Origin of the sequence: Adlercreutzia murintestinalis, assembly GCF_943192905.1 — a bacterium.
GTDB classification, from domain to species: Bacteria; Actinomycetota; Coriobacteriia; order Coriobacteriales; family Eggerthellaceae; genus Adlercreutzia_A; species Adlercreutzia_A murintestinalis.
In genome coordinates this window covers 36,229-55,302 of record NZ_CALPCC010000017.1, presented here as the reverse complement: position 1 = coordinate 55,302, position 19,074 = coordinate 36,229, and the positions used below count along the sequence as shown (strand labels likewise).

The 19,074-nt window shown below is 58.5% G+C and carries 14 protein-coding genes; 2 read left to right on the top strand and 12 right to left on the bottom strand.

The window, feature by feature from the left end; all coding sequences use genetic code 11:
- Window positions 1-267 precede the first annotated feature (267 nt).
- From tyrS to NFR19_RS06770, 6 genes are all read right to left on the bottom strand, one after another.
- Window positions 268-1,479, bottom strand: coding sequence for a tyrosine--tRNA ligase (tyrS, locus tag NFR19_RS06795; protein WP_251213035.1), 1,212 nt, complete (start codon window positions 1,477-1,479; stop codon window positions 268-270).
- Between the two features lie 36 nt (window positions 1,480-1,515).
- On the bottom strand, window positions 1,516-4,014 hold the full coding sequence (locus NFR19_RS06790) for a U32 family peptidase (RefSeq protein WP_251213034.1): 2,499 nt from the start codon (window positions 4,012-4,014) through the stop codon (window positions 1,516-1,518).
- Window positions 4,011-4,508, bottom strand: coding sequence for a hypothetical protein (locus tag NFR19_RS06785; protein ID WP_251213033.1), 498 nt, complete (start codon window positions 4,506-4,508; stop codon window positions 4,011-4,013). Before NFR19_RS06785 ends, NFR19_RS06790 begins: the two co-directional genes overlap by 4 nt.
- 75 nt (window positions 4,509-4,583) lie before the next feature.
- Complete coding sequence (locus NFR19_RS06780; protein ID WP_251213032.1) at window positions 4,584-6,758, bottom strand: transglycosylase domain-containing protein; 2,175 nt, start codon at window positions 6,756-6,758, stop codon at window positions 4,584-4,586.
- 61 nt (window positions 6,759-6,819) lie between these two features.
- Window positions 6,820-8,250, bottom strand: a complete 1,431-nt coding sequence (gene argH / locus NFR19_RS06775; protein ID WP_251213031.1) for an argininosuccinate lyase — start codon at window positions 8,248-8,250, stop codon at window positions 6,820-6,822.
- Window positions 8,251-8,253: 3 nt separating this feature from the next.
- The gene (locus NFR19_RS06770; protein ID WP_285813465.1) at window positions 8,254-9,576 is read right to left on the bottom strand and encodes an argininosuccinate synthase; all 1,323 of its coding nucleotides are present in this window, start codon (window positions 9,574-9,576) and stop codon (window positions 8,254-8,256) included.
- Between the two features lie 324 nt (window positions 9,577-9,900).
- Between NFR19_RS06770 and NFR19_RS06765 the strand changes: the two genes are divergently transcribed.
- On the top strand, window positions 9,901-11,157 hold the full coding sequence (locus NFR19_RS06765) for a glutamate-cysteine ligase family protein (protein ID WP_251213030.1): 1,257 nt from the start codon (window positions 9,901-9,903) through the stop codon (window positions 11,155-11,157).
- A gap of 53 nt (window positions 11,158-11,210) precedes the next feature.
- Here NFR19_RS06765 and NFR19_RS06760 read toward each other — a convergent pair whose 3' ends face one another.
- From NFR19_RS06760 to NFR19_RS06745, 4 genes are all read right to left on the bottom strand, one after another.
- Window positions 11,211-11,885 (bottom strand): hypothetical protein, encoded by a 675-nt coding sequence (locus NFR19_RS06760; protein ID WP_251213029.1) that lies wholly within the window; start codon window positions 11,883-11,885, stop codon window positions 11,211-11,213.
- Window positions 11,886-12,291: 406 nt separating this feature from the next.
- Window positions 12,292-12,585, bottom strand: coding sequence for a hypothetical protein (locus NFR19_RS06755; protein ID WP_251213028.1), 294 nt, complete (start codon window positions 12,583-12,585; stop codon window positions 12,292-12,294).
- 5 nt (window positions 12,586-12,590) lie between these two features.
- Window positions 12,591-13,520, bottom strand: coding sequence for a SpoVA/SpoVAEb family sporulation membrane protein (locus tag NFR19_RS06750; protein ID WP_251213027.1), 930 nt, complete (start codon window positions 13,518-13,520; stop codon window positions 12,591-12,593).
- A gap of 101 nt (window positions 13,521-13,621) precedes the next feature.
- Window positions 13,622-15,697, bottom strand: a complete 2,076-nt coding sequence (locus NFR19_RS06745; protein WP_251213026.1) for an elongation factor G — start codon at window positions 15,695-15,697, stop codon at window positions 13,622-13,624.
- A 323-nt stretch (window positions 15,698-16,020) separates the two neighbouring features.
- Between NFR19_RS06745 and NFR19_RS06740 the strand changes: the two genes are divergently transcribed.
- The gene (locus NFR19_RS06740) at window positions 16,021-16,584 is read left to right on the top strand and encodes a LuxR C-terminal-related transcriptional regulator (RefSeq protein ID WP_251213025.1); all 564 of its coding nucleotides are present in this window, start codon (window positions 16,021-16,023) and stop codon (window positions 16,582-16,584) included.
- 10 nt (window positions 16,585-16,594) lie between these two features.
- Here NFR19_RS06740 and NFR19_RS06735 read toward each other — a convergent pair whose 3' ends face one another.
- Complete coding sequence (locus tag NFR19_RS06735; RefSeq protein WP_251213024.1) at window positions 16,595-17,890, bottom strand: amidohydrolase; 1,296 nt, start codon at window positions 17,888-17,890, stop codon at window positions 16,595-16,597.
- 60 nt (window positions 17,891-17,950) lie between these two features.
- Window positions 17,951-19,048: a peptide chain release factor 2 gene (gene prfB, locus NFR19_RS06730; RefSeq protein ID WP_251213023.1), complete on the bottom strand. Its 1,098-nt coding sequence runs from the start codon at window positions 19,046-19,048 to the stop codon at window positions 17,951-17,953.
- Window positions 19,049-19,074: the final 26 nt, after the last annotated feature.

Genomic DNA, 19,074 nt, shown 5'->3' with positions numbered 1-19,074 from the left:
CCGTTCGAATCCTGGACTCTCATTTGAGTCCAAAAGTTCAAGTAATTGATCAGGTGCTGATCTGTTCGTATACGAACAGATCAGCGATGTGGATCCTTGTTTTTGTTCGCTGTCTGGATCGCGTCGGCTCCTGCATTGCAAAGGCCCTCTGCGATCCCATCCACAGTATCCGGTTATCAAGGTGCCGGGCGTTTGGTGCCCGTGTGCGCCCCTCACAGGCGCGTCGATAAACATTATCAGGAAGAAAACGTCTCGTCAAGGAAAAAGTTAAGAAATTTTCAAAAACTTTCTCTTCCCCACCTTGATGACGGCTTCTCTGATATCTGAAGGAGGAAGATGGTAGGTCTTCGCAGGCACGGCAACATCGTTGACCTTCACGCCACCACCGTCAATCAGACGGCGCGCTTCTCCTGCACTGGCTGCCAATCCGGCCTGGTTGAGCAAGCCGGGCAGATAGACGTGCCCTTCGTCGTTGAGGGGAAGATCGCCCGTGAACGTTGGAACATCCTCAGGCACCTCGTGCGCCTTGAACACCCGATCGAAATGCGCCTCTGCTGCCAGAGCGGCTTCATCGTCATAATACGCCGCTACGATATTGCGCGCGAGCTGCCGCTTCGCCTTGTTAGGATGCAGCGTGCCTGCGGCCAGCCCCTCTTCGATGGCGTCAATATCCTCGACGGTCTCCGTAGAGGCAAGCCGATAGTACTTCACCATCAGCTCGTCGGGGATGGACATGGTCTTACCGAACATATCCTCGGGCGCATCCGTCAGACCGATGTAGTTGCCATAACTCTTGGACATCTTGCGCACGCCGTCGGTGCCCTCGAGCAGCGGCAGCGTCAAGCAGACCTGCGCCTCCATGCCCATCTTCTCCATGAGCTCGCGGCCTGCCAGCAGATTGAACAGTTGATCGGTGCCACCAAGTTCCACGTCGGCCTTGATGACCACCGAGTCGTAGGCCTGCATGACAGGATAGAGGAATTCGTGCAGACTGATGGGCTGTCCGGACGTGTAGCGGTTATGGAAGTCGTCTCGCTCAAGGATGCGCGCGACCGTGAAATTGGCGAGCAGCTTCAACAACCCTTCCATATCGAGGTCGAGTATCCATTCGGAGTTGTAGCGCAACGTCGTCTTTGCGGGGTCGAGCACCTTGAACGCTTGATCGACATAGGTTTGCGCGTTTACCTGTATCTCTGCGCGCGTAAGCTGCGGACGCGTCGAGTTGCGGCCCGATGGATCGCCGATGAGCGCCGTGCCATCACCGATGATGAGCGTCACTTCGTGCCCCAAGTCTTGAAATTGGCGAAGCTTGCGCAGTGGCACCGCATGCCCCAGATGAATATCGGGCGCCGTGGGATCCACTCCCAGTTTTATATTCAGAGGAACGCCGCGCTGGAGTTTTTTGAGCAGAGCATCCTCAGGAACGATCTGCGCCGCCCCTGAACGTATGACATGGAGTTGGTCTTCGGGCGAGATCATCCCGCATCCCCCTTCTTCCGTAAGAAACTCAGGGGATTATACAACACCGCGGAACAGGTGGCCGCTGGTGGTGTGCGGGAGCTTCGGCTCGGCGGGCCGCCCTTCCTGGGCGCTTCGTAGCGCATGGACCGCGCGCCCCACTGCCTGAGCCGTTCGCTCAGGGTCAAGCAGCGTCGCGTCCACCATGAAGGCGCTCACGCCCACATCCAGCAGATGAGGGAGCGCCGGTACCACGTCAAGCGGCACGCTGTTGAAGATGTGGCCGCGTCCGAGCGCGTCCGAAAAAACAGGGAACCGATACTCTTTGCGGTCGCGCAGGTAATACCGCTTCTTTCGGCGCGCACAAGAATCGCACTGTTCGTTGCAGGGCCCCAGCGCCATGAGGGGACAGTGCTCGGTGACCATGAGCTGAAGCGCGCCTGAGACCTTGATGCCCAACGGCAGCGGACTCGTTGCTGCAAGGTCTTCGATCTGATGGATGGTGAGCTCAGGAGAGAGCCACGCGCGTGCCGCCCCCATACGGGCCGCCAGATGAAGGGAAAGCGCATTGGTGATGGGCAGCTCGGAGCCAACCTCGGGAACAGCACCGAGCGCTGTCGCGCGCACCAGAGCACCGAAGCTCTCCACCAGCACCGGTTTGTTCGCTTGGGCATACTCCCACGGGTCGGCGCCCACCTGCGCTTCGCGCGACGCCCCAACCGCATCGTGGCAGATCGCCGGCATCTGCATAATGCACCCATGCGGATACGCAGACTGGGACACCTCGGGCAACAAAGCCCCTTCCATGCTCGCCTGACCGCGCCGATAGTCCAACGCAGGCACATACAGCGTAGCAGCGCCAGCACGCTTAGCTGCCCGTGCGCACTCAGGATTGGTGACGAGCGCACAGACCGACGGGTCGCACGCAGGGCGATCCGCTTCTGGAACATCTCGATCGGCCCTGCGCGACGGACGCTGGCGATAGTCCGCCAAAATAGCGTTGCGCAAGTCATCAAGCGCATCCGCGCGCACATGATGCAGCTCGGAGAAACCCATACCGGCTCCCCCCGCACCCAGGTCAGCTCGCAAAGAAACCAATCGGAACGGAGTTTGACCCATGCGCCCGATATGCGTCCGCATATCTTCTTCCGTCAGTTCCTTCGAGCGCGCCGCCTGCACCAGCTGCCCGCACGCCTCAGAGCGCAAGCGATCCGCAGGATATTCGTCGTGGAGACGCCTGACAAGAGCGTGTTCGACCGGCGTTTCATCAGCCCGCTGCGCACGCGGAACTTCAAAAGCCACCGCCAGTGGCTCCCCGATAACCGCACGCGCGGTGCAATCGAGCGGCACGCGCGGCTCAAGCGAATCGGGCGTGAACGCGGTGGCAGCGCTGCGTACGCGGAACATGCGATCGGTCGCATGCACCGAAGACCCCTTATCGCCGAGCGGAATATGCGCCGTGCGTCCCTGCATGATGAATCCATCAGGAACCTGCACAGCAGCCCTTCCCTTGCCCGTCCAAAACTCTACGACATCGCCAGCTACCAGCGGCTCTTCACACACAACGACAGCCGAGCCCTTCTCGATCGAACTGACGCGCCCGATGAACAACCCCCGATTGTTAGGGCGCTGATAGCTCATGATGGCATTCGAGCGGTCACCTTCTGCATATGCGGTGGTAAACCCGCGGCTAAACGCCGATGAGAGAGCGCGATGATCAGCTGGGTCAACCGTAGCTTGTCCTTCCAGCAAAGCATCGAGAGCCCGGCGGTATACCTTGGTGACCGTATGCACGTATTCCGCAGACTTCATACGGCCCTCGATCTTGAAGGAAGTCACGCCCGCATCCACCAGTTGAGGGATCAGATCAATGCCACAGAGGTCTTTCGGTGACAGCAGAAACTCCCCTTCAACGGATGCGACATCTTGTTCGTTACAGAGCAAGGCATATGGAAGGCGGCACGCCTGAGCACACAGCCCACGATTGGCTGAACGCTGACCGATCAGGGAGGACATTAGACACTGACCCGAATAGCAGACGCACAGCGCCCCGTGCACAAATGCCTCCGTTTGGATGCCATGGCGGGCGGCGCAGCGGCTGATCTGCGCGACCTCTTCCAAAGAGAGCTCACGCGCCAACGTGATGCGCTCAACTCCGAGCAGCGCAGCCGCTTCGACTCCCCAGCTATCATGTATGTTCGCTTGCGTGGATAGATGCACCGGACAGGACGGGAACGCATCAGCGAGACGCTGGGCGATTCCGATATCCTGCACAATGAGCGCATCAGCACCAGCTGTAAAAGCGGTATCGGCGCAGGTCAGAGCCGCATCAACCTCATCGGGTAAGACAACCGTATTAAGAGTCACATAGACGCGCGCGCCGCGCAGGTGGGCGTAATCACAGGCGTCACGCAGCGACTCGGCAGTGAAGTTATCTGCGTTGCGGCGTGCGTTGAACGAACCGAGACCAAGGTAGACCGCATCGGCGCCCCCGCGAACCGCAGCATTGAGCGCGTCGGCATCACCGGCAGGACTGAGCAATTCGAGCATCGTCATTTTTGAAGTTCAGTGGCTTTCTGATCCGTATCGGACAGCTTCGAGATGGCCTCATCGTAGGTATCTTGGATCTCCTTGACGCGCGCTGCATATGCATCGCGACTCAAAGGAGACGACCCTGCAGCATCGTCGTAGAGCTCAAGATAGGAGGTCAAGGCATCCGCGAGCTCATCGCATGCCTCCATATAGCCATCGCGCAACTCTTTCAGATCGTCGGGAGCATCCTCTTGACGCATCTGCTCGATCACTTGAAACGCGTTGTCCGCCTGAGTGCGCATGCTCACGGTATCGTTGCGCGAGGCCGCCTCGGAAAAACCCTGAAGCTTCGCAGCGAGATCGTCGGACATCTGGCTGAGCGCCGACATGTACTGCCGATTGGCGGACACGTTGTCATCTTGGCTGCTCGTTGCTTGTGGTGGAGTGCATGCAGCGAGCATCAAAGCGAAGACCGCCGCGCAGAGCGTAACACCGAGAAGGCGGATGGAGCGCGTCATGTATCTCTCCTGTCAGGATCGAAGGTATTGTATGCGATTATACTGCAACCGCTTCCGCCAAAGGATACGGCTCTCCTACGACTGCGTTCCCGGCGGCGCTGTGGCACCTCCGTTATTGCCAGAACTGGTGCCCGCGCTACTTGATGCGGAACCCTCCGGAGCGGGTTTTGCCGTCGTCGCAGCCGATGAGGACGATGACGCGGGCTGGCGAGCCGCCTCTTCCTCTTCGCGCTTGCGGCGCTCTTCCTCTTCTGTTTCCTCGCGACGCTTGCGCTCTTCGTTATGCGACCATGAACCCTTGCCGATGTGGTTCTTCTCGTCAACGTAGTCCTCTTGGTATTCGGGCTCTGCCGCAGTAGGCCAAGGACGGATCTCTTGCCCCCGCAAGATGACGTTCATGAATGCGGGGAACGCGCTCGCGGCCGTAGCGTAGACAGGACGGGCCTCGTCGTAGGTAGCGGCGCGATCGCCCAGCCAAATGGCAACCGACATCTGCGGCGTGATGCCCACGAACCAGCTGTCTTTATTGGTCTCGGTGGTGCCAGTCTTACCGGCTACCGGCTGACTTGTCGCCAGGCGAGCCGCCGTGCCCGTACCGCCCGAGATAACGCCTTCCATGACCTCGAGAGCAGCAACGGCCACTTCTTCGTCAATGACCTGCTCGCCTTCCGGGTTGGAATTATCAACGATCACATTGCCCTTGCGGTCTTTGATCTGCAAGATGCATTCAGGATCGTAGTGCTTGCCACCATTGGCGATCGTTGCGTAAGCGTTCGACATCTCAAGCGGGTTGACCGAAGAAATGCCCAAAGTGAGACCGCCGACTTCCTGGAGGTTGGAATTGATGCCCATGCGATGGGCCACATCGATGACCTTATCGACCCCCACCGACATGATCAGTCGCATGAAGGCGGTATTCGAGGATACTGCGAACGCCGATGAGATGGGACGCGTGCCGTAGTCCTTGTTACCACTGTTGTGAACGATCTGGTCGGTACCTTCCACCTCGTAGTTCTGGCCCGCATCAATGGTGGTCGACGGGTCGATACCCGCCTCAAGCGCTGCAACCAGCGTGAACGTCTTGAAAGAAGAGCCGGGCTGACGCCCCGAACCACCCTCGCCGGTGGCCATGTTGACCTGCTCGACATCGTAGGTCTCGTTATTACCGCCTACCATGGCGCGAATATAGCCCGTATCAGGCTCGGTCGCCACCATAGCCACCTCGAAATCGCTACCGGCCTGCTGCGCTTTGTCACGTGCCGCCGCCTCAGCTGCCACCTGAGCATCCACGTCAAGCGTGGTGATGATCTCGAGGCCGCCTGAGAACAGGTCGGCGGTGCTGAACGCATACTTCCCATCGGTGTTCTGAAGCTGATTGCGCACGTAGCTGGTGAAATACGGGTACTGCTTGATACCGGTCATGGAGAACTCGGTAGGATTGAGAACCAGCTCCTCCGCCTTGGCCGCATCGGCCTCTTCTTGCGTGATATAGCCGTTCGAGGTCATGCGGTCCAAAACCAGGTTGCGCCGAGCAACGCAGTTAGAAGGACTGTTGATGGGGTTGTTGTACGTGGGAGACTGAGGAATGCCCACGAGCGTGGCCGACTCGGCCAAGGTAAGGTCGGCGGCGCTCTTCGAGAAGTACCGGTGTGCGGCAGCTTCAATACCGTAGGCGCCCGACCCGTAATTGATGGTGTTCAGATACATGAGCAGGATCTGGTCTTTGTCATAGAGCTCTTCCATCTTCAAGGCGATGTAGACCTCGCGCAGCTTGCGCTTGAACGAGATGTCGGTCATCTCTTCCGAGAGGATGGTATTGCGGACCAGCTGCTGAGTGATGGTGGAGCCGCCCTCGAGCGCACCACCGGTGATGTTGTTCACCAACGCGCGGGCAGTGCCCATGGTGTCGAAGCCGTTATGCGTGTAGAAGCGCTCGTCCTCCGTGGCAACGGTGCCGTGCTTGACATAGTCGGTGATGGCATCCGCCTCCACCGGATAGCGGTTCTCCAGTTGGAACTCGGCGAGCACGGTCTGCCCGTCGGAGGCGTACACGACCGAAGTTGCTGAGGTGTTGAAGGCGTCTGAATCGGTATAGTCAGGGAGATCCTCGAGCCAGGTATTGGCCAGGGCAGATACCCCGATAACGCAGGATAGCGTGACGGCGGCGATGATCGCCAGCACAGAAAGCGCGATCACCTTGCCGTTCTTCTTCTTGATATTGTGGCGTTTCTTAACGGCGCGTGATGTCACTCATGCTCCTTCTCGCGGTTTCGCAACATTCTAGCATCCGGTCAAGAGCCGTGGTGTTCCATCATAGTAAATCCGTTATTGCGCCCAAAGGACCCTGATCGTCCGCATACGCCTCCCTATCGCGCACGAGCGCCTGTTTGGCGCACTCGAGCTGCTCTGTCACCGCCGCAGGCGCCGTGCCTCCCTGCGACACGCGCGCATCCACGATGGATTCGATACTCAGACACGAAACCACATCGGCCTCGAAGAGATCACTTTGAGCGCGAAGATCCTCAAGCGTCAGGTCCTTCAGTTCGCAGCCGCGCTTGTCGCACAGCAGCACCAAGCGCCCCACCACCTCGTGAGCTTGCCGAAACGGCATGCCCTTCTTCGCGAGGTAATCGGCCACATCGGTTGCCGCAAGATAGCCCGTCTCGACAGCAGCGCGCATAGCATCGGCGTGCACCGTCATAGTGGATACCATACCGGTAGCGCATCTCAGGCAATCGAGCAGCGTATCGGCCGCATCGAAGGCGCACGATTTGTCCTCTTGCATATCCTTGTTATACGCAAGCGGCAGCCCCTTGAGCGTGACCAGCAACGAGACCATATCCCCCACAACGCGCCCCGTCTTGCCGCGAATCAGCTCGGCGAAATCGGGGTTCTTCTTCTGCGGCATGATCGATGAACCGGTGGAATAGGCATCGGAGAGCGTCACGAAGCCGAACTCCGAGGTTGACCACAAAATCAGTTCTTCGCAAAGGCGACTCAGATGCACCGCCATGACCGTGCAGGCATGGAGCAGGTCGAGCAGGAAATCGCGATCGGACACGGCATCAAGGGAGTTTTCAGTGCACGCGGCGAATCCCAAGGAGTGCGCCGTTGCTTCGCGGTCGATCGGCCATGAGGTGCCCGCAAGCGCCGCTGAGCCAAGCGGGCAGCAGTCAGCCGCGCAAAATGCGGCCATAAGACGCGTATGGTCGCGGGCGAGCATCCACGAATAGGCCAAGAAATGATGTGAGAGAAGCACGGGCTGTGCGTGCTGCATATGCGTATAGCCAGGCATGATGGTATGCATGTGCTGCTGTGCCTGATCGATCAGGGCCTCACGCAGGCTGCCCGCCGCCTCCATGAGGTTGCGGGCGAGCGTCTTGGCAAAAAGCCGCGTATCGGTTGCCACTTGGTCGTTGCGACTCCGTGCGGTATGCAGCCGTGCGCCCGCATCGCCGATGCGTCGCGTCAGTTCGGCTTCAAGAGCCATGTGAATATCTTCATCGGCCTCATCGAACATGAAAGTTCCGCATGCGATATCGTGGCGAATGGATGAAAGCCCCGCACAGATTGCTTCCGCATCAGAGCTGCTGATGATGCCTTGAGCTGCAAGCATACGGGCATGTGCGATGGATCCTTCTACATCCTGCACGTACATGCGTCGATCGACCGGCAGCGATGCGCCGAACTGCTGAAGGAAGCTGTCTTGGCCGCCCTCGAAACGACCGCTCCAAAGCGCCACTGCTCACACCTCCATCGCTTGCTCTTGGTACATGGCCACTTCCGCAGCGCGCACCACATCCGATTCGCCGTCCGCGAACTGGCAAACCGTCTCGTCCACTGCCGTGAACTGATCCATGCGGGCGTTCATCGCGATCCTGTTTTGAGCCCACACCTTGCAAGGCAGCGCATGAAGATCGATGAAGCCCTTGGCGGCAGCATGATCGAACTGATCAGAGGCATCATAGGTGGCAAGGCCATGATCGTAGAGCGAATAGGCGCTCTTGCGGCCCACTACTGTGCAGCTGCCCTTGTACAACTTCACCCGCACCGTACCGGTCACGCACTGCTGCGTATCGGCGATGAACGCATCGAGAGCTTCCTTGAGCGGCGAGAACCACAGCCCGTTGTAGACTTGCTCCGCCCAGCTCTGCTCGATGCCGAGTTTGTAGTGCAATACGCTGCGCTCAAGGCACATGTCTTCGAGCGCTTTGTGCGCGTTGATGAGCACGAGCGCTGCGGGAACCTCGTAGCACTCCCGACTCTTCACGCCCACAAGCCTGTTCTCGATCATGTCGATACGGCCATATCCATTGGCACCAGCGATGCCATTGAGCGTACCGATGATGTCAAGAAGCGGCAGGGGCGTGCCATCTAGCGCAACCGGAACGCCCGACTCAAAGGCAATCTCCACATACGTGGGAGCATCGGGCGCGCACGCAGGATCAACGGTCATCGTGTAGATGTCTGAAGGCGGCTCAGCCCACGGATCCTCCAAGACGCCGCACTCGATCGCACGGCCCCAGAGATTGTCATCGATGGAGTACGGCGATGCTTGAGTGGTGGGAACTTCGATGCCATGCGCAGCAGCCCACGCCATCTCCGCCTCGCGCGATCCGAGGTCCCACTCGCGCACGGGAGAGATGATCTCAAGCGACGGATCGAGCATGAGGATTGATGCTTCAAATCTGACCTGGTCATTGCCCTTGCCCGTGCAACCATGCGCGATATAGCGCGCGCCAAACCGATGAGCCGCATCCACCAGATGCTTGGAGATGAGCGGCCGCGACAAAGCGCTCACAAGCGGATACTTGTTCTCGTACATCGCGTTAGCCGCAAGCGCGCATGAGAGGTATTCCTCGGCAAACGTCTGACGCATGTCCACCACAAGACAATCGAGCGCACCGCTTTTGATCGCCTTCTCCTTCACCGCCTCCAAACCGTCGTGGTCTTGACCAAGGTCTCCTGCTACCGCGATAACGTCCACTCCATATTCTTCGATGAGCCATTTGATGCAGACGCTGGTATCCAGACCACCGCTATAGGCAAGAATTGCTTTCTCTTTCATGATGCAAGCTTCTTTCTCTTCGAGAAGATAGACACAAAGAGCCGCACGAAAGCGGCTGAGATATTGGAAAGATTAACGCGCGAACGACAGGAGCAAAGGCACGCAGGCCGACTGCTACCAGATGCCGCCGCGCTGAAGACGTCGTCGAGGAACCGCTATGGCAGCGGTGGATGCGTAAGATGCGTCAAGCGCCAACATCACAGTCCGTCCTCGTTTCACGTTCAAAGACCGAACACCGTAAACTCCATGCTACGATATTCATCGGATTCAATACTCACATATCTTTTGAGTTTGTCAAGACAGGGATACCCTGGGAGGTAGCAGATGGGCATGGTAGAGCAGCCCGCTCGAACGCAGAACATCAAAGCGATAGCGGATTTCTACCGCTCAGGCATCAAGGACACTGCGCAGGCGGTCGGTATCGAGCTTGAGCATACGCTCACGCGCAAAGATGGAACTCAGGTGGCCTACCACGGCGACTTCGGAGCAGAGCAATTGCTTGAGGCCTTCGCTGATGATTTCCCTGAGCCGATGATGGATGGGGCCACTATTGTTGGCAGGGCAGGCCGACAAGGGACCGTCACACTTGAACCTGCGGCACAGTTCGAGCTGTCAGCTGGCCCTTTTCGCGCGCTCGATGACGCGGCAGCGAACCTCTCGGCGTTTGAAGGGCATCTGCGCGCTCTTTGCGAAGCGCATGATATCCGCGTGGAAACCCCAGGCTATAACCCCTACCACCGTGCCATCGATCTTGAACTGATCCCAAAGCGACGCTATGCCATGATGAATGAGTACCTTGGTGCTCTTTCCATGTTCGGCGTCTGCATGATGCGCGGCAGCGCGTCAACGCAAGTATCCATCGATTATCATTCGGAGCAAGATTGCCTGCGCAAGCTACGTCTTACAAGCGCGTGCGCGCCGCTCTTCGCGCTGATATGCGATAACGCACCTGTCTTTGAGACGAAGCCACGCACCCACCAGCTTGTGCGCACGAAGATATGGCAGCACTGCGATCCCGATCGATGCGGCATTGTTCCTGGGGTCTTCGACCGCGCGTTCACCTTGGAAGAGTACGCCGCCTATGTCCTTGACACACCCGCTATCGTGGAGCAAACGCCACACGGGGAACGATTCACAACCAAAACGTTCGGAGAGATCTTCTCAGATACGCTGATGGATGTTCCCGCGGTCGAGCACGCAGTATCTATGCTCTTTAATGATGTGCGCCTGAAAACCTACCTTGAGATACGCCCCGCAGACGCCATGCCTGCTGCCTATGTGCTCGCATACACCGCGCTCATCAAAGGGCTTTTCTACAACAATGCATCCCTTGATGCCCTCGACTCTCTCTTCGACGGCGTTGATGCGGACGCATGCGCCTGCGCCAAGGATGCGCTCATGCAAAGCGGCTACCATGCAACGGTCTATCAAAGCCCGGTATCGGTGCTTGCAGATGAGCTGATGAGCATTGCGACGACAGGACTGTCAGACCACGAGCGGCCCTATCTTGCACCCCTCGCCGAACTTGTTGCTGATCGCACGACGCTTGCTGACAGGGCCGAGCGCGAGCGCGGCCTCTGACCTTGCGGCTGCCCCACATCCGATGATAGCAGCATAGGCGACACCGAGATACACTATGCTGAATCTGACCATATTGAGCTCTCCGAGGCCGGAAGCGTCTTCGCGTCCATCAAGGCAGCTACCGCCTTAAGAGCGGTGAGCGATTCGATCCAGGTATCAATATTCAGCGCTTCCATAATTCGATCGAGCTTCTCAAGATGCGTTGCGTCAGGCTGCGACCAGCATTCCTCTTCCCCGCTTCCGCCATCTGCTTCCACGCTTTGCGATACGGCGCCAAACCCCCGATAGGTCATCGTCCAGAAAATATGCGCGGCCAGAGCATGACGTTCTACTGTAGTCAGAGTATCTGGCACCCATACGTTCATGCCCAAGATGTATGGCCACGAGAGCGCTGCTAGTTCATCCAGTTCGATCAATGCGCCGCTGAGCATGAGAGCTTCGAGCGGGTCAGCACCGCCAAGCAGTGCTTGATAGTGCGCTACCTCTGCCACTGAACATTGCCTGTTCTCAGCGATGGCGATGATATGTTCAGCAGCAAAAATACGATCGGGATCAACGAGTGCCGCCCCCATGCTTCTCCGAAAGCATCCCCGCTCATCAAGGGTGGCGAACCACTGCCACGGGACGATGAAAAGACCGCGGGGTGCCGGAGCAGCCTCAAGAGAAGCCATCAGATCAAGAGAAGATGCCACCTTGTTGCGCAAGGCATGACATGCAGCGCCCGGCATGAGACCGATCGACGCATGCCAGCCAACATGGTCTTCGAGAACGCTCCGAAGGAGCGTATCGGGAGAGCACGAGGCGAGAACTTCCTTCACCGAGAGGATCTGGGAAGGCTGAGGATCAGCACCAGCACAGCAAAACTGGTATGGGACATGGATGGCACGACAAGACATACTGCACCCGCTTCCATTCACCCTTGTTTGCGAGGAACTTGCAAGCGTGGGATGGGGTCGCAGGGTAACACGACGCCTGCTCGGGCATTCCTTGGGTAGCGAATGCGCTTGCACTGGCTCTGCATTTGAATCTAGTATATCACAAAAAAGAACATTTGTTCTCTTTCATTTTGCTTACGAGAAAGAAAACGAGCACCGGATATCCGATGCTCGTCATCATGTCCGTATGTTCGTACCGCTACCGATGAAGCTTCTGCAACAACGCAGCCTGCTCCCGTCGAGCACGTGCCCAATCGCGGCTGCCGATACCAGCAAACCCCGCCGCAACCAATGCGATAACGAAGAATACGCCATTGGCTTGCACGGTGTTGACGAATTCAACACCGCTCCCTTGAAGGGTCAGCTTCAACACGATCAGCACGATAAAGCACACGATCGCAACGATGCAGCGCATCATGCCGTTGCGCTTCTTCAGCTCAAGCTCATCTATCTGCTGCTGGAGCTTCGCCTTCTTGGTGGAGGTACGTCCCATGCGCTCTAAGCCTTCGCGACCGTAGCTGGATCGACCTCATAGTCGAAGCCTTCGATGTTGTCAGAAGGCGGCATATGCTTGGTCAGACCATCAATGGATGCCTGGGCCTTCTCCACATGCACCTGATGAATGGGCTTGCGACCGAACACGGCGTTGTAGATGATCCAGGTGAACAGCGCGGTGATCATCAGACCGAACACAGCAAGCGCGAACGAGCCGAGATGCAGAAGCGCCGCGTCAACATGACCCAAAGCAAGATCGAAGCCAACGTTGTACATGTTGTATCCACCGACCGTGATCATGACCGAGAAGCCTTCTCCGGAGAAGTTCGCAAGGGCGCCGGAAACACCCAGAGGCGCAAAGATGGCCCCGCACATCCATGCCGTCATCAGAATATGAAGCGGCGTGACCTTTGGCGTGATGGCCTTGATGGCCACGAACAGCAACTGGAACAGCGCCGCGAGCGCACCACCGATGAGGAACGCATACGGGAAGAGCAGCGCACCGGTGGTCTTCTCCACGGTAAAGGCCGGTTCAATTCCGAGCATGCCGAAGACAAACCCGATGGCGATGCAGATGGCGGCGAACAAAAGATTGAACCACACCACGAACCAGACGACATCGATCACGCATTTGCTCGCTTTGGCGTTTTTGGTGGTCCAAGGGCCCACCGCCTTCATGCCGACCGCCATAGCGAAGCCGGAAAACGGGAGCAGCGCACCGAAGGTGGCCCACTCTTCGACGTACTGATAGCACGCCAAGCCGCCAAGGATGCAGCCGATGATGCCCATGCTCACGAGCGTAGCGCCGCCCATGAAGAACGCCATGGGCGTATCGGCGAGCACGACCTGCCACACGGCCAAGATGGCCTGCGCGATCAGCGCGAACATGCCTCCCACGAAGAAACTGTAGATAATGGTCTTGTACGGTTTCATATCATCCCCTAGAAATACCTCTCGACCGATCCCGGTCGACCCCCTTCTCCCCTTCATATACCGAAGGACCGCGCACCTCTGCGCGGCCCCTCGATTATACGTTAGTTGCCAGCCGCTCGGGCTGCTTCGTACTCCTCGATCAGCTTTTTGGTCACATCTCTCGGTGCTTCCTCGTAGCCCTCGAGCTGAATGCGGTACGTGCCCGACCCGCGCGTCAGAGAACGCAGATCCTTCGTGTAGCCGATCACCTCGGCGTAGGGCACGCGCACCTTGATGACGGTCTCACCGGCAGCCCCCGCATCGGTGCCGATGATGCGTCCGCGCCGCGTGGAGATATCTCCCATGACCGCACCGGCGTACTCTTCCTCCACCGCCACATCCATGGTAGCCATAGGCTCAAGCACCACCGGATTCGCCTTCTCGCATGCTGCGCGGAACCCGATGCGGGCAGCGGTCTTGAACGCCATCTCATTACTGTCGACCGCATGATAGGAGCCATCGAACACGGCGCACTTGATATCGACCATGGGATAACCTGCCAGGAAGCCCTCGGCCATGGCTTCCTGCACGCCTTTGTCAACCGCCGGAATCAGTCCGTTCGGAATGACCCCGCCCTTGATCTCGTCGATGAACTCGTAGCCGCCATCCGGATTGGGCTCGATGCGCAACCAGCAATCGCCGAACTGCCCGGCACCACCCGTTTGCTTCTTGTGACGCCCTTGCGCTTCGGCCACCTTGCGAATGGTTTCACGATACGGGATGCGCACCGCTACCAGCTTCGCCTCGACACCAGCCTGCTCCTGCATACGCGAAAGCAACATGTCAACCTGCGTGTCGCCCATAGCGTACAGGATGGTTTGATGGGTCTGGTCGTCGCGGCGAATGCGGATGGTCGGATCAGCTTCGGCAGCGCGCGCCAAGAACGTGCCCAGCTTGTCCTCTTCGTTCTTGTTGACCGCCTCGATGGCAACCGGATAGAGCGGCTCGGGCAGCACGGGGGGCTCGATCGCGATATCACCCTCAACCGAGAGCGTATCGCCGTTGCGCGTCTCGGAAAGCTTGGGCACCACGACGATATCCCCCGCCTTTGCGCTCTTCACATCAACCGGTTCCTTGCCCATCATCACCTGGATCTTGCCAAGGCGCTCCTTTTTCCCCGTACGGGAATTGATGAGTTCAAGACCGGGCTCCAAGTATCCGGAAAGCACCTTGAGAAAGCTCAGGCGGCCCACGAACGGGTCGTTGACCGTCTTGAACACGAACGCGCTAGGACGCTTCGTCTCATCGATCGGAATGGTGACACCATCGGACATCTGACGGAAACGACCGTGGCTGCGCGGATGCGGGAAATAGGTGCAGATATCCTCCATCAGGCTCTCGACGCCCTGCATCACGATGGTCGAGCCCACGAATACGGGGATAAAGAGTTCCTGGGCGATGGCCTTGTCAAGCAACGACTCCAATTCCTCTTGCGTGAGCTGCTCTTCCCCGTCAAGGTATTTCATCATGAGATCGTCATCGGCCTCGGCGACCAGATCGCACAGCTTCTCGCGTGCGGTCTGCGCAGCTTCCCGATACTCATCCGGAATGTCTTCCACCGTCTCGTCGGCGCCGCCATCCTTGTGGTAGCGCGCCTTCATGCGAATGACGTCGATGACACCCTCGAAATCGCGATCGACGCCCATGGGGATGGTCACCGCACCCAGGCGCGATCCAAAACGCGCATGCAACAGCGCCATGGCCGCATCGAAGTTGGCGTTCTCGCGATCGATGTGGTTGATATAGACCGCGCGCGACAAACGCATATTCTCCGCCTCGCGCCAGAGGCGCGTGGTCATCACCTGCGGACCAGCAACAGCGTCAACCACGAACAGCGCCATCTCGGCTGCCTGCATGGTGGCGAGCGTATCGCCGATGAAATCCGGATGCCCCGAGGTGTCGAGCACGTTGATCTTGTAATCCTTGAACGGGATCGGAGCGATGGAGGTGCTGATGGTGAACTTGCGCTTGATCTCTTCGGGGTCGTAATCGAGGTACGACTTCCCATCATGCGTTGTGCCCATGCGGGGAGTTTTCCCCGACACATACAGCATGGCCTCAGCAAGCGAGGTTTTTCCGGCGCCGTCTTGGCCGACCAACACGATGTTGCGCACGTGCTCTGTTGCAGGAGCTGCCATTTCTTCCTCCATCTTCCCTAAACGGAAAGCGCACCTCACGCGATGCAATGCAGCGCACCGGTACGCTCAGGATCCCTCTGCCTCCAGTGTACCCCATGCAAGGCACTGCACGGACGCACGCGGGAATAATTATGCGCGCGCTCTCAGCACGCGCGAAGAGCGGCGCGCGCACCTGGTGCACCGCACACGGAAATAAGGAGGCAGACGAGGTCTTATGTTGTATCCTTGCACCGAGCGCCCGCCACACAGCGGGCGTTTCGTCGAACGGATGGTGCACCTTCCGACAACATGACCGATCCTACCGAGAGAAAAGGTGCTTGAGCATGCTTGATCGCTTCCGTCGTACCGCGGCTGCGCCGCTACCCTCTGCCATCTATCAGATACATCTGGAATTGGGTGCGGGCGCATTCGTGATAGCCCTTGCCGCGCTCGGTGCGCTTGGCGCCCTGTTCGCGCAGCGCAGAGCATCTGCATGCGACGTTCATGCCCAGCCCTCCGATACCGCGGATCCCCTCTCGCACGGCCCTCATAAGACGGCCTCGCCAAGCGCGCCGACCACCGGCGAAGACGAGGCAGCGCTGCAAGAGCGCATCGCGAAGCTCAAGCACCTGGAAGAGGTTCTGCACACCGCGAACGCACAGCAGATCGTTGCGCTCTACCATCAGCTCCAATGCATCGCGCTGAACACCTTCGCCTTGACCGACATGGAACAGTGCATTGCCCTTGCTGCGATCAACGGAGAGAGCACACCGAACATCGCGAAGGACTGCATGATCTCAGAGAGCATGGTCAAGCACCATCTGAGCGCCATCTTCAAGAAAACGGGAACGACCTCGCGCACCGAGTTACGTGAAACGGTGCAGCGCATCACGACCGGCGATCGCTGAAACGGGATATCTAGAGTTCAGCGATGATCCGCTCAGCGCGAGCCTGCACTTCTGCCCGCGCTCGCTCGATATCGATACGGGGCCACGTGCCGCGCTCGTAGACCACCTGCCCATCGCTCAGCGTCAACACCACATCGCTGCCGTCCCCGGCAAACACCACGTTGTAGAGCGGTTGCGTAAGCGGGCACCATTGCGGGCCGGTGATATCCATCACGCAGATGTCTGCCCGATAGCCCTCGGCGAGCACCCCGCAATCGGCCCTTCCTTGCGAGAGCGCACCCATGCGCGTTGCCGCCGCTAGCACCTGACGCGGATCGACCGCCGCCGGGTCAAGCGCATACCCCTTATAGATCAATCCCATCACGTACAGGTCGCTGAAGAGATTATGGTTGTTGTTCGATGCCATGCCATCTGAACCAACGCACACGTTCATACCGCGGTCGAGCATCTCGGGGATGCGCGCGAACCCGCTGCCCAGCTTCATGTTCGACACAGGATTGTTGGCAACAAACACGCCCTTTCGATCAAGGATATCCAGATCGGCATCCGAGAGCCACACGCAATGGGCTGCGGTACAAGGCACGTCGAAGGCACCCAAGGCATCGAAGTATTCCACCGGAGAGAGACCGCCATGGCGTTCGCGGCATTCCTCAACTTCCTTTTTCGTCTCGCTCAAGTGAAGATGCAGCCGCAGGCCGTTCTCGCGCAACAGCGCTACGATGTCGCGACACACCTGCTCATTCGACGTGTATTCCGCGTGGATGTTGTAATCGATCAGGATGCGTCCATCAGCCGACCCATGCAGCGTGCGCACGTATTCCTCGTTTTGAGCGGCGATGGGATATTCAGCATACGGTTTGGGCTCGAAGGCGATCAGCCCCTCGCAAAGGTTCGCTTTCATGCCCGCTTCGCAGACGGCGCGCGCCCGCTCAGGCGTTGCATAGTACATATCGCTGAACGACACCACCCCATAGCGCGCCATTTCGGCGCACGCTAACAGGGTGGCCCAGTAGTTGTCCTCGGGCGTCATCTTGGCCTCGAAGGGCCAGCACTTCTCATTGAGCCATCGGTCGAGCGGCAAATTCTCAGCGAAGCCGCGCAGAAGCGTCATGGGTGCATGGGCATGAGCATTGTACAGCGCTGGCATAGCCAGCTTCCCGCGCCCGTCGATACGACGTCCGAAACGATCCGCATCAGCAGGGGCCGCATCGCCGACGTAGGCGATCGTAGCGTCCTCAATGCCAACAAAGACGCCCTCGCGGTATTCGAGGTTCTCATCAAGGATGGAAATGTTCTCGAAGAGCATAGCTTCTCCCTCGGCTCAATATAAGACATGGTCTTATGATAGCAGAAGGCAGAACTGGTGCTACCGCGCCTGAGGATCCGCTCCCGCCAGCCACTTATGATACCCGAGAACGAAATCATCCAGATCACCGTCGAGCACCGCATCCACGTTGCCCGTCTCGATATCAGTGCGCGCATCTTTGACCAACTGGTAGGGATACAGCACATAATTGCGTATCTGACTGCCGAATGAGTTGTCCATACGGTCGCCGCGCAGCTCGTCTATCTCAGCTTGTCGCTTTTGCTCCTCGAGTTCGTAGAGCTTCGCGCGCAACACGCGAAACGCGGCTTCCTTGTTTTGAAGCTGGCTCTTCTCGTTTTGACAGGTGACCACGATGCCCGTAGGAAGATGCGTGAGACGCACTGCCGAGTCGGTGGTATTGACGCACTGGCCACCCGGACCGCTGGAGCGATACACATCGACGCGTACGTCGGCCGGATTCAGATCGACCTCCACATCGTCAGCGATGACCGGCATCACCTCGATACCGGCGAAGGTGGTATGGCGCCGCTTCTTCGCATCGGTGGGAGAGATGCGCACCAAGCGATGCACGCCCGACTCGCTCCGCAACATGCCGTAGGCGTTCTTGCCTTCGATCTGGATGGTGGCCTTATCAAGCCCGATGCCCTCCCCGGGCACAAGATCGAGCACCGTCACCTTCCACCCGCGCTGTTCGGCATAGCGAGTGTACATGCGGTAGAGCATCTCGGTCCAATCCTGCGCTTCAAGGCCACCGGATCCAGGGTTGACCGAAAGAATGGCATCGCCCGAATCGAAACGACCCGAGAACCACGACTCCACCTCAAGTTCGTCGAGCATATTCGCAAGCGTGGCAGCATCTGCCTCGGCCTCAACAGCGAACGCCTCATCCTCTGCTGCCAACTCCAAAGCAGCCTTGGCATCGGAGAGCTTGGTTGCAGCCGCATCGTATGCGGCAAGCGTATCCTTTATCGCTGCTACCCGCTTAGAGATGCCTTGGGCGCGCTCCGCATCATCCCAAAAGGACGGATCGGCCATATGAGCTTCAAGATTTTCCAACTCTTCTTGTATGCTCTCCACATGTAAGAATCCGCGCGCATCGCACAGGCGCCTCTCAAGCTCTTCCAGTTCCTTGCTCATTCGATTTCCTCACACGGCAGCCTTCA

Coding starts and splice junctions, on each gene's coding strand:
- NFR19_RS06770 (WP_285813465.1), bottom strand. CDS start 9,576: ATGAAAGAGAAAGCAATTCTTGCCTATAGCGGTGGTCTGGATACCAGC.
- NFR19_RS06755 (WP_251213028.1), bottom strand. CDS start 12,585: ATGGGACGTACCTCCACCAAGAAGGCGAAGCTCCAGCAGCAGATAGAT.
- NFR19_RS06745 (WP_251213026.1), bottom strand. CDS start 15,697: ATGGCAGCTCCTGCAACAGAGCACGTGCGCAACATCGTGTTGGTCGGC.
- NFR19_RS06740 (WP_251213025.1), top strand. CDS start 16,021: ATGCTTGATCGCTTCCGTCGTACCGCGGCTGCGCCGCTACCCTCTGCC.
- NFR19_RS06790 (WP_251213034.1), bottom strand. CDS start 4,014: ATGACGATGCTCGAATTGCTCAGTCCTGCCGGTGATGCCGACGCGCTC.
- tyrS (WP_251213035.1), bottom strand. CDS start 1,479: ATGATCTCGCCCGAAGACCAACTCCATGTCATACGTTCAGGGGCGGCG.
- NFR19_RS06735 (WP_251213024.1), bottom strand. CDS start 17,890: ATGCTCTTCGAGAACATTTCCATCCTTGATGAGAACCTCGAATACCGC.
- NFR19_RS06765 (WP_251213030.1), top strand. CDS start 9,901: ATGGGCATGGTAGAGCAGCCCGCTCGAACGCAGAACATCAAAGCGATA.
- prfB (WP_251213023.1), bottom strand. CDS start 19,048: ATGAGCAAGGAACTGGAAGAGCTTGAGAGGCGCCTGTGCGATGCGCGC.
- NFR19_RS06785 (WP_251213033.1), bottom strand. CDS start 4,508: ATGACGCGCTCCATCCGCCTTCTCGGTGTTACGCTCTGCGCGGCGGTC.
- NFR19_RS06750 (WP_251213027.1), bottom strand. CDS start 13,520: ATGAAACCGTACAAGACCATTATCTACAGTTTCTTCGTGGGAGGCATG.
- NFR19_RS06760 (WP_251213029.1), bottom strand. CDS start 11,885: ATGCCGGGCGCTGCATGTCATGCCTTGCGCAACAAGGTGGCATCTTCT.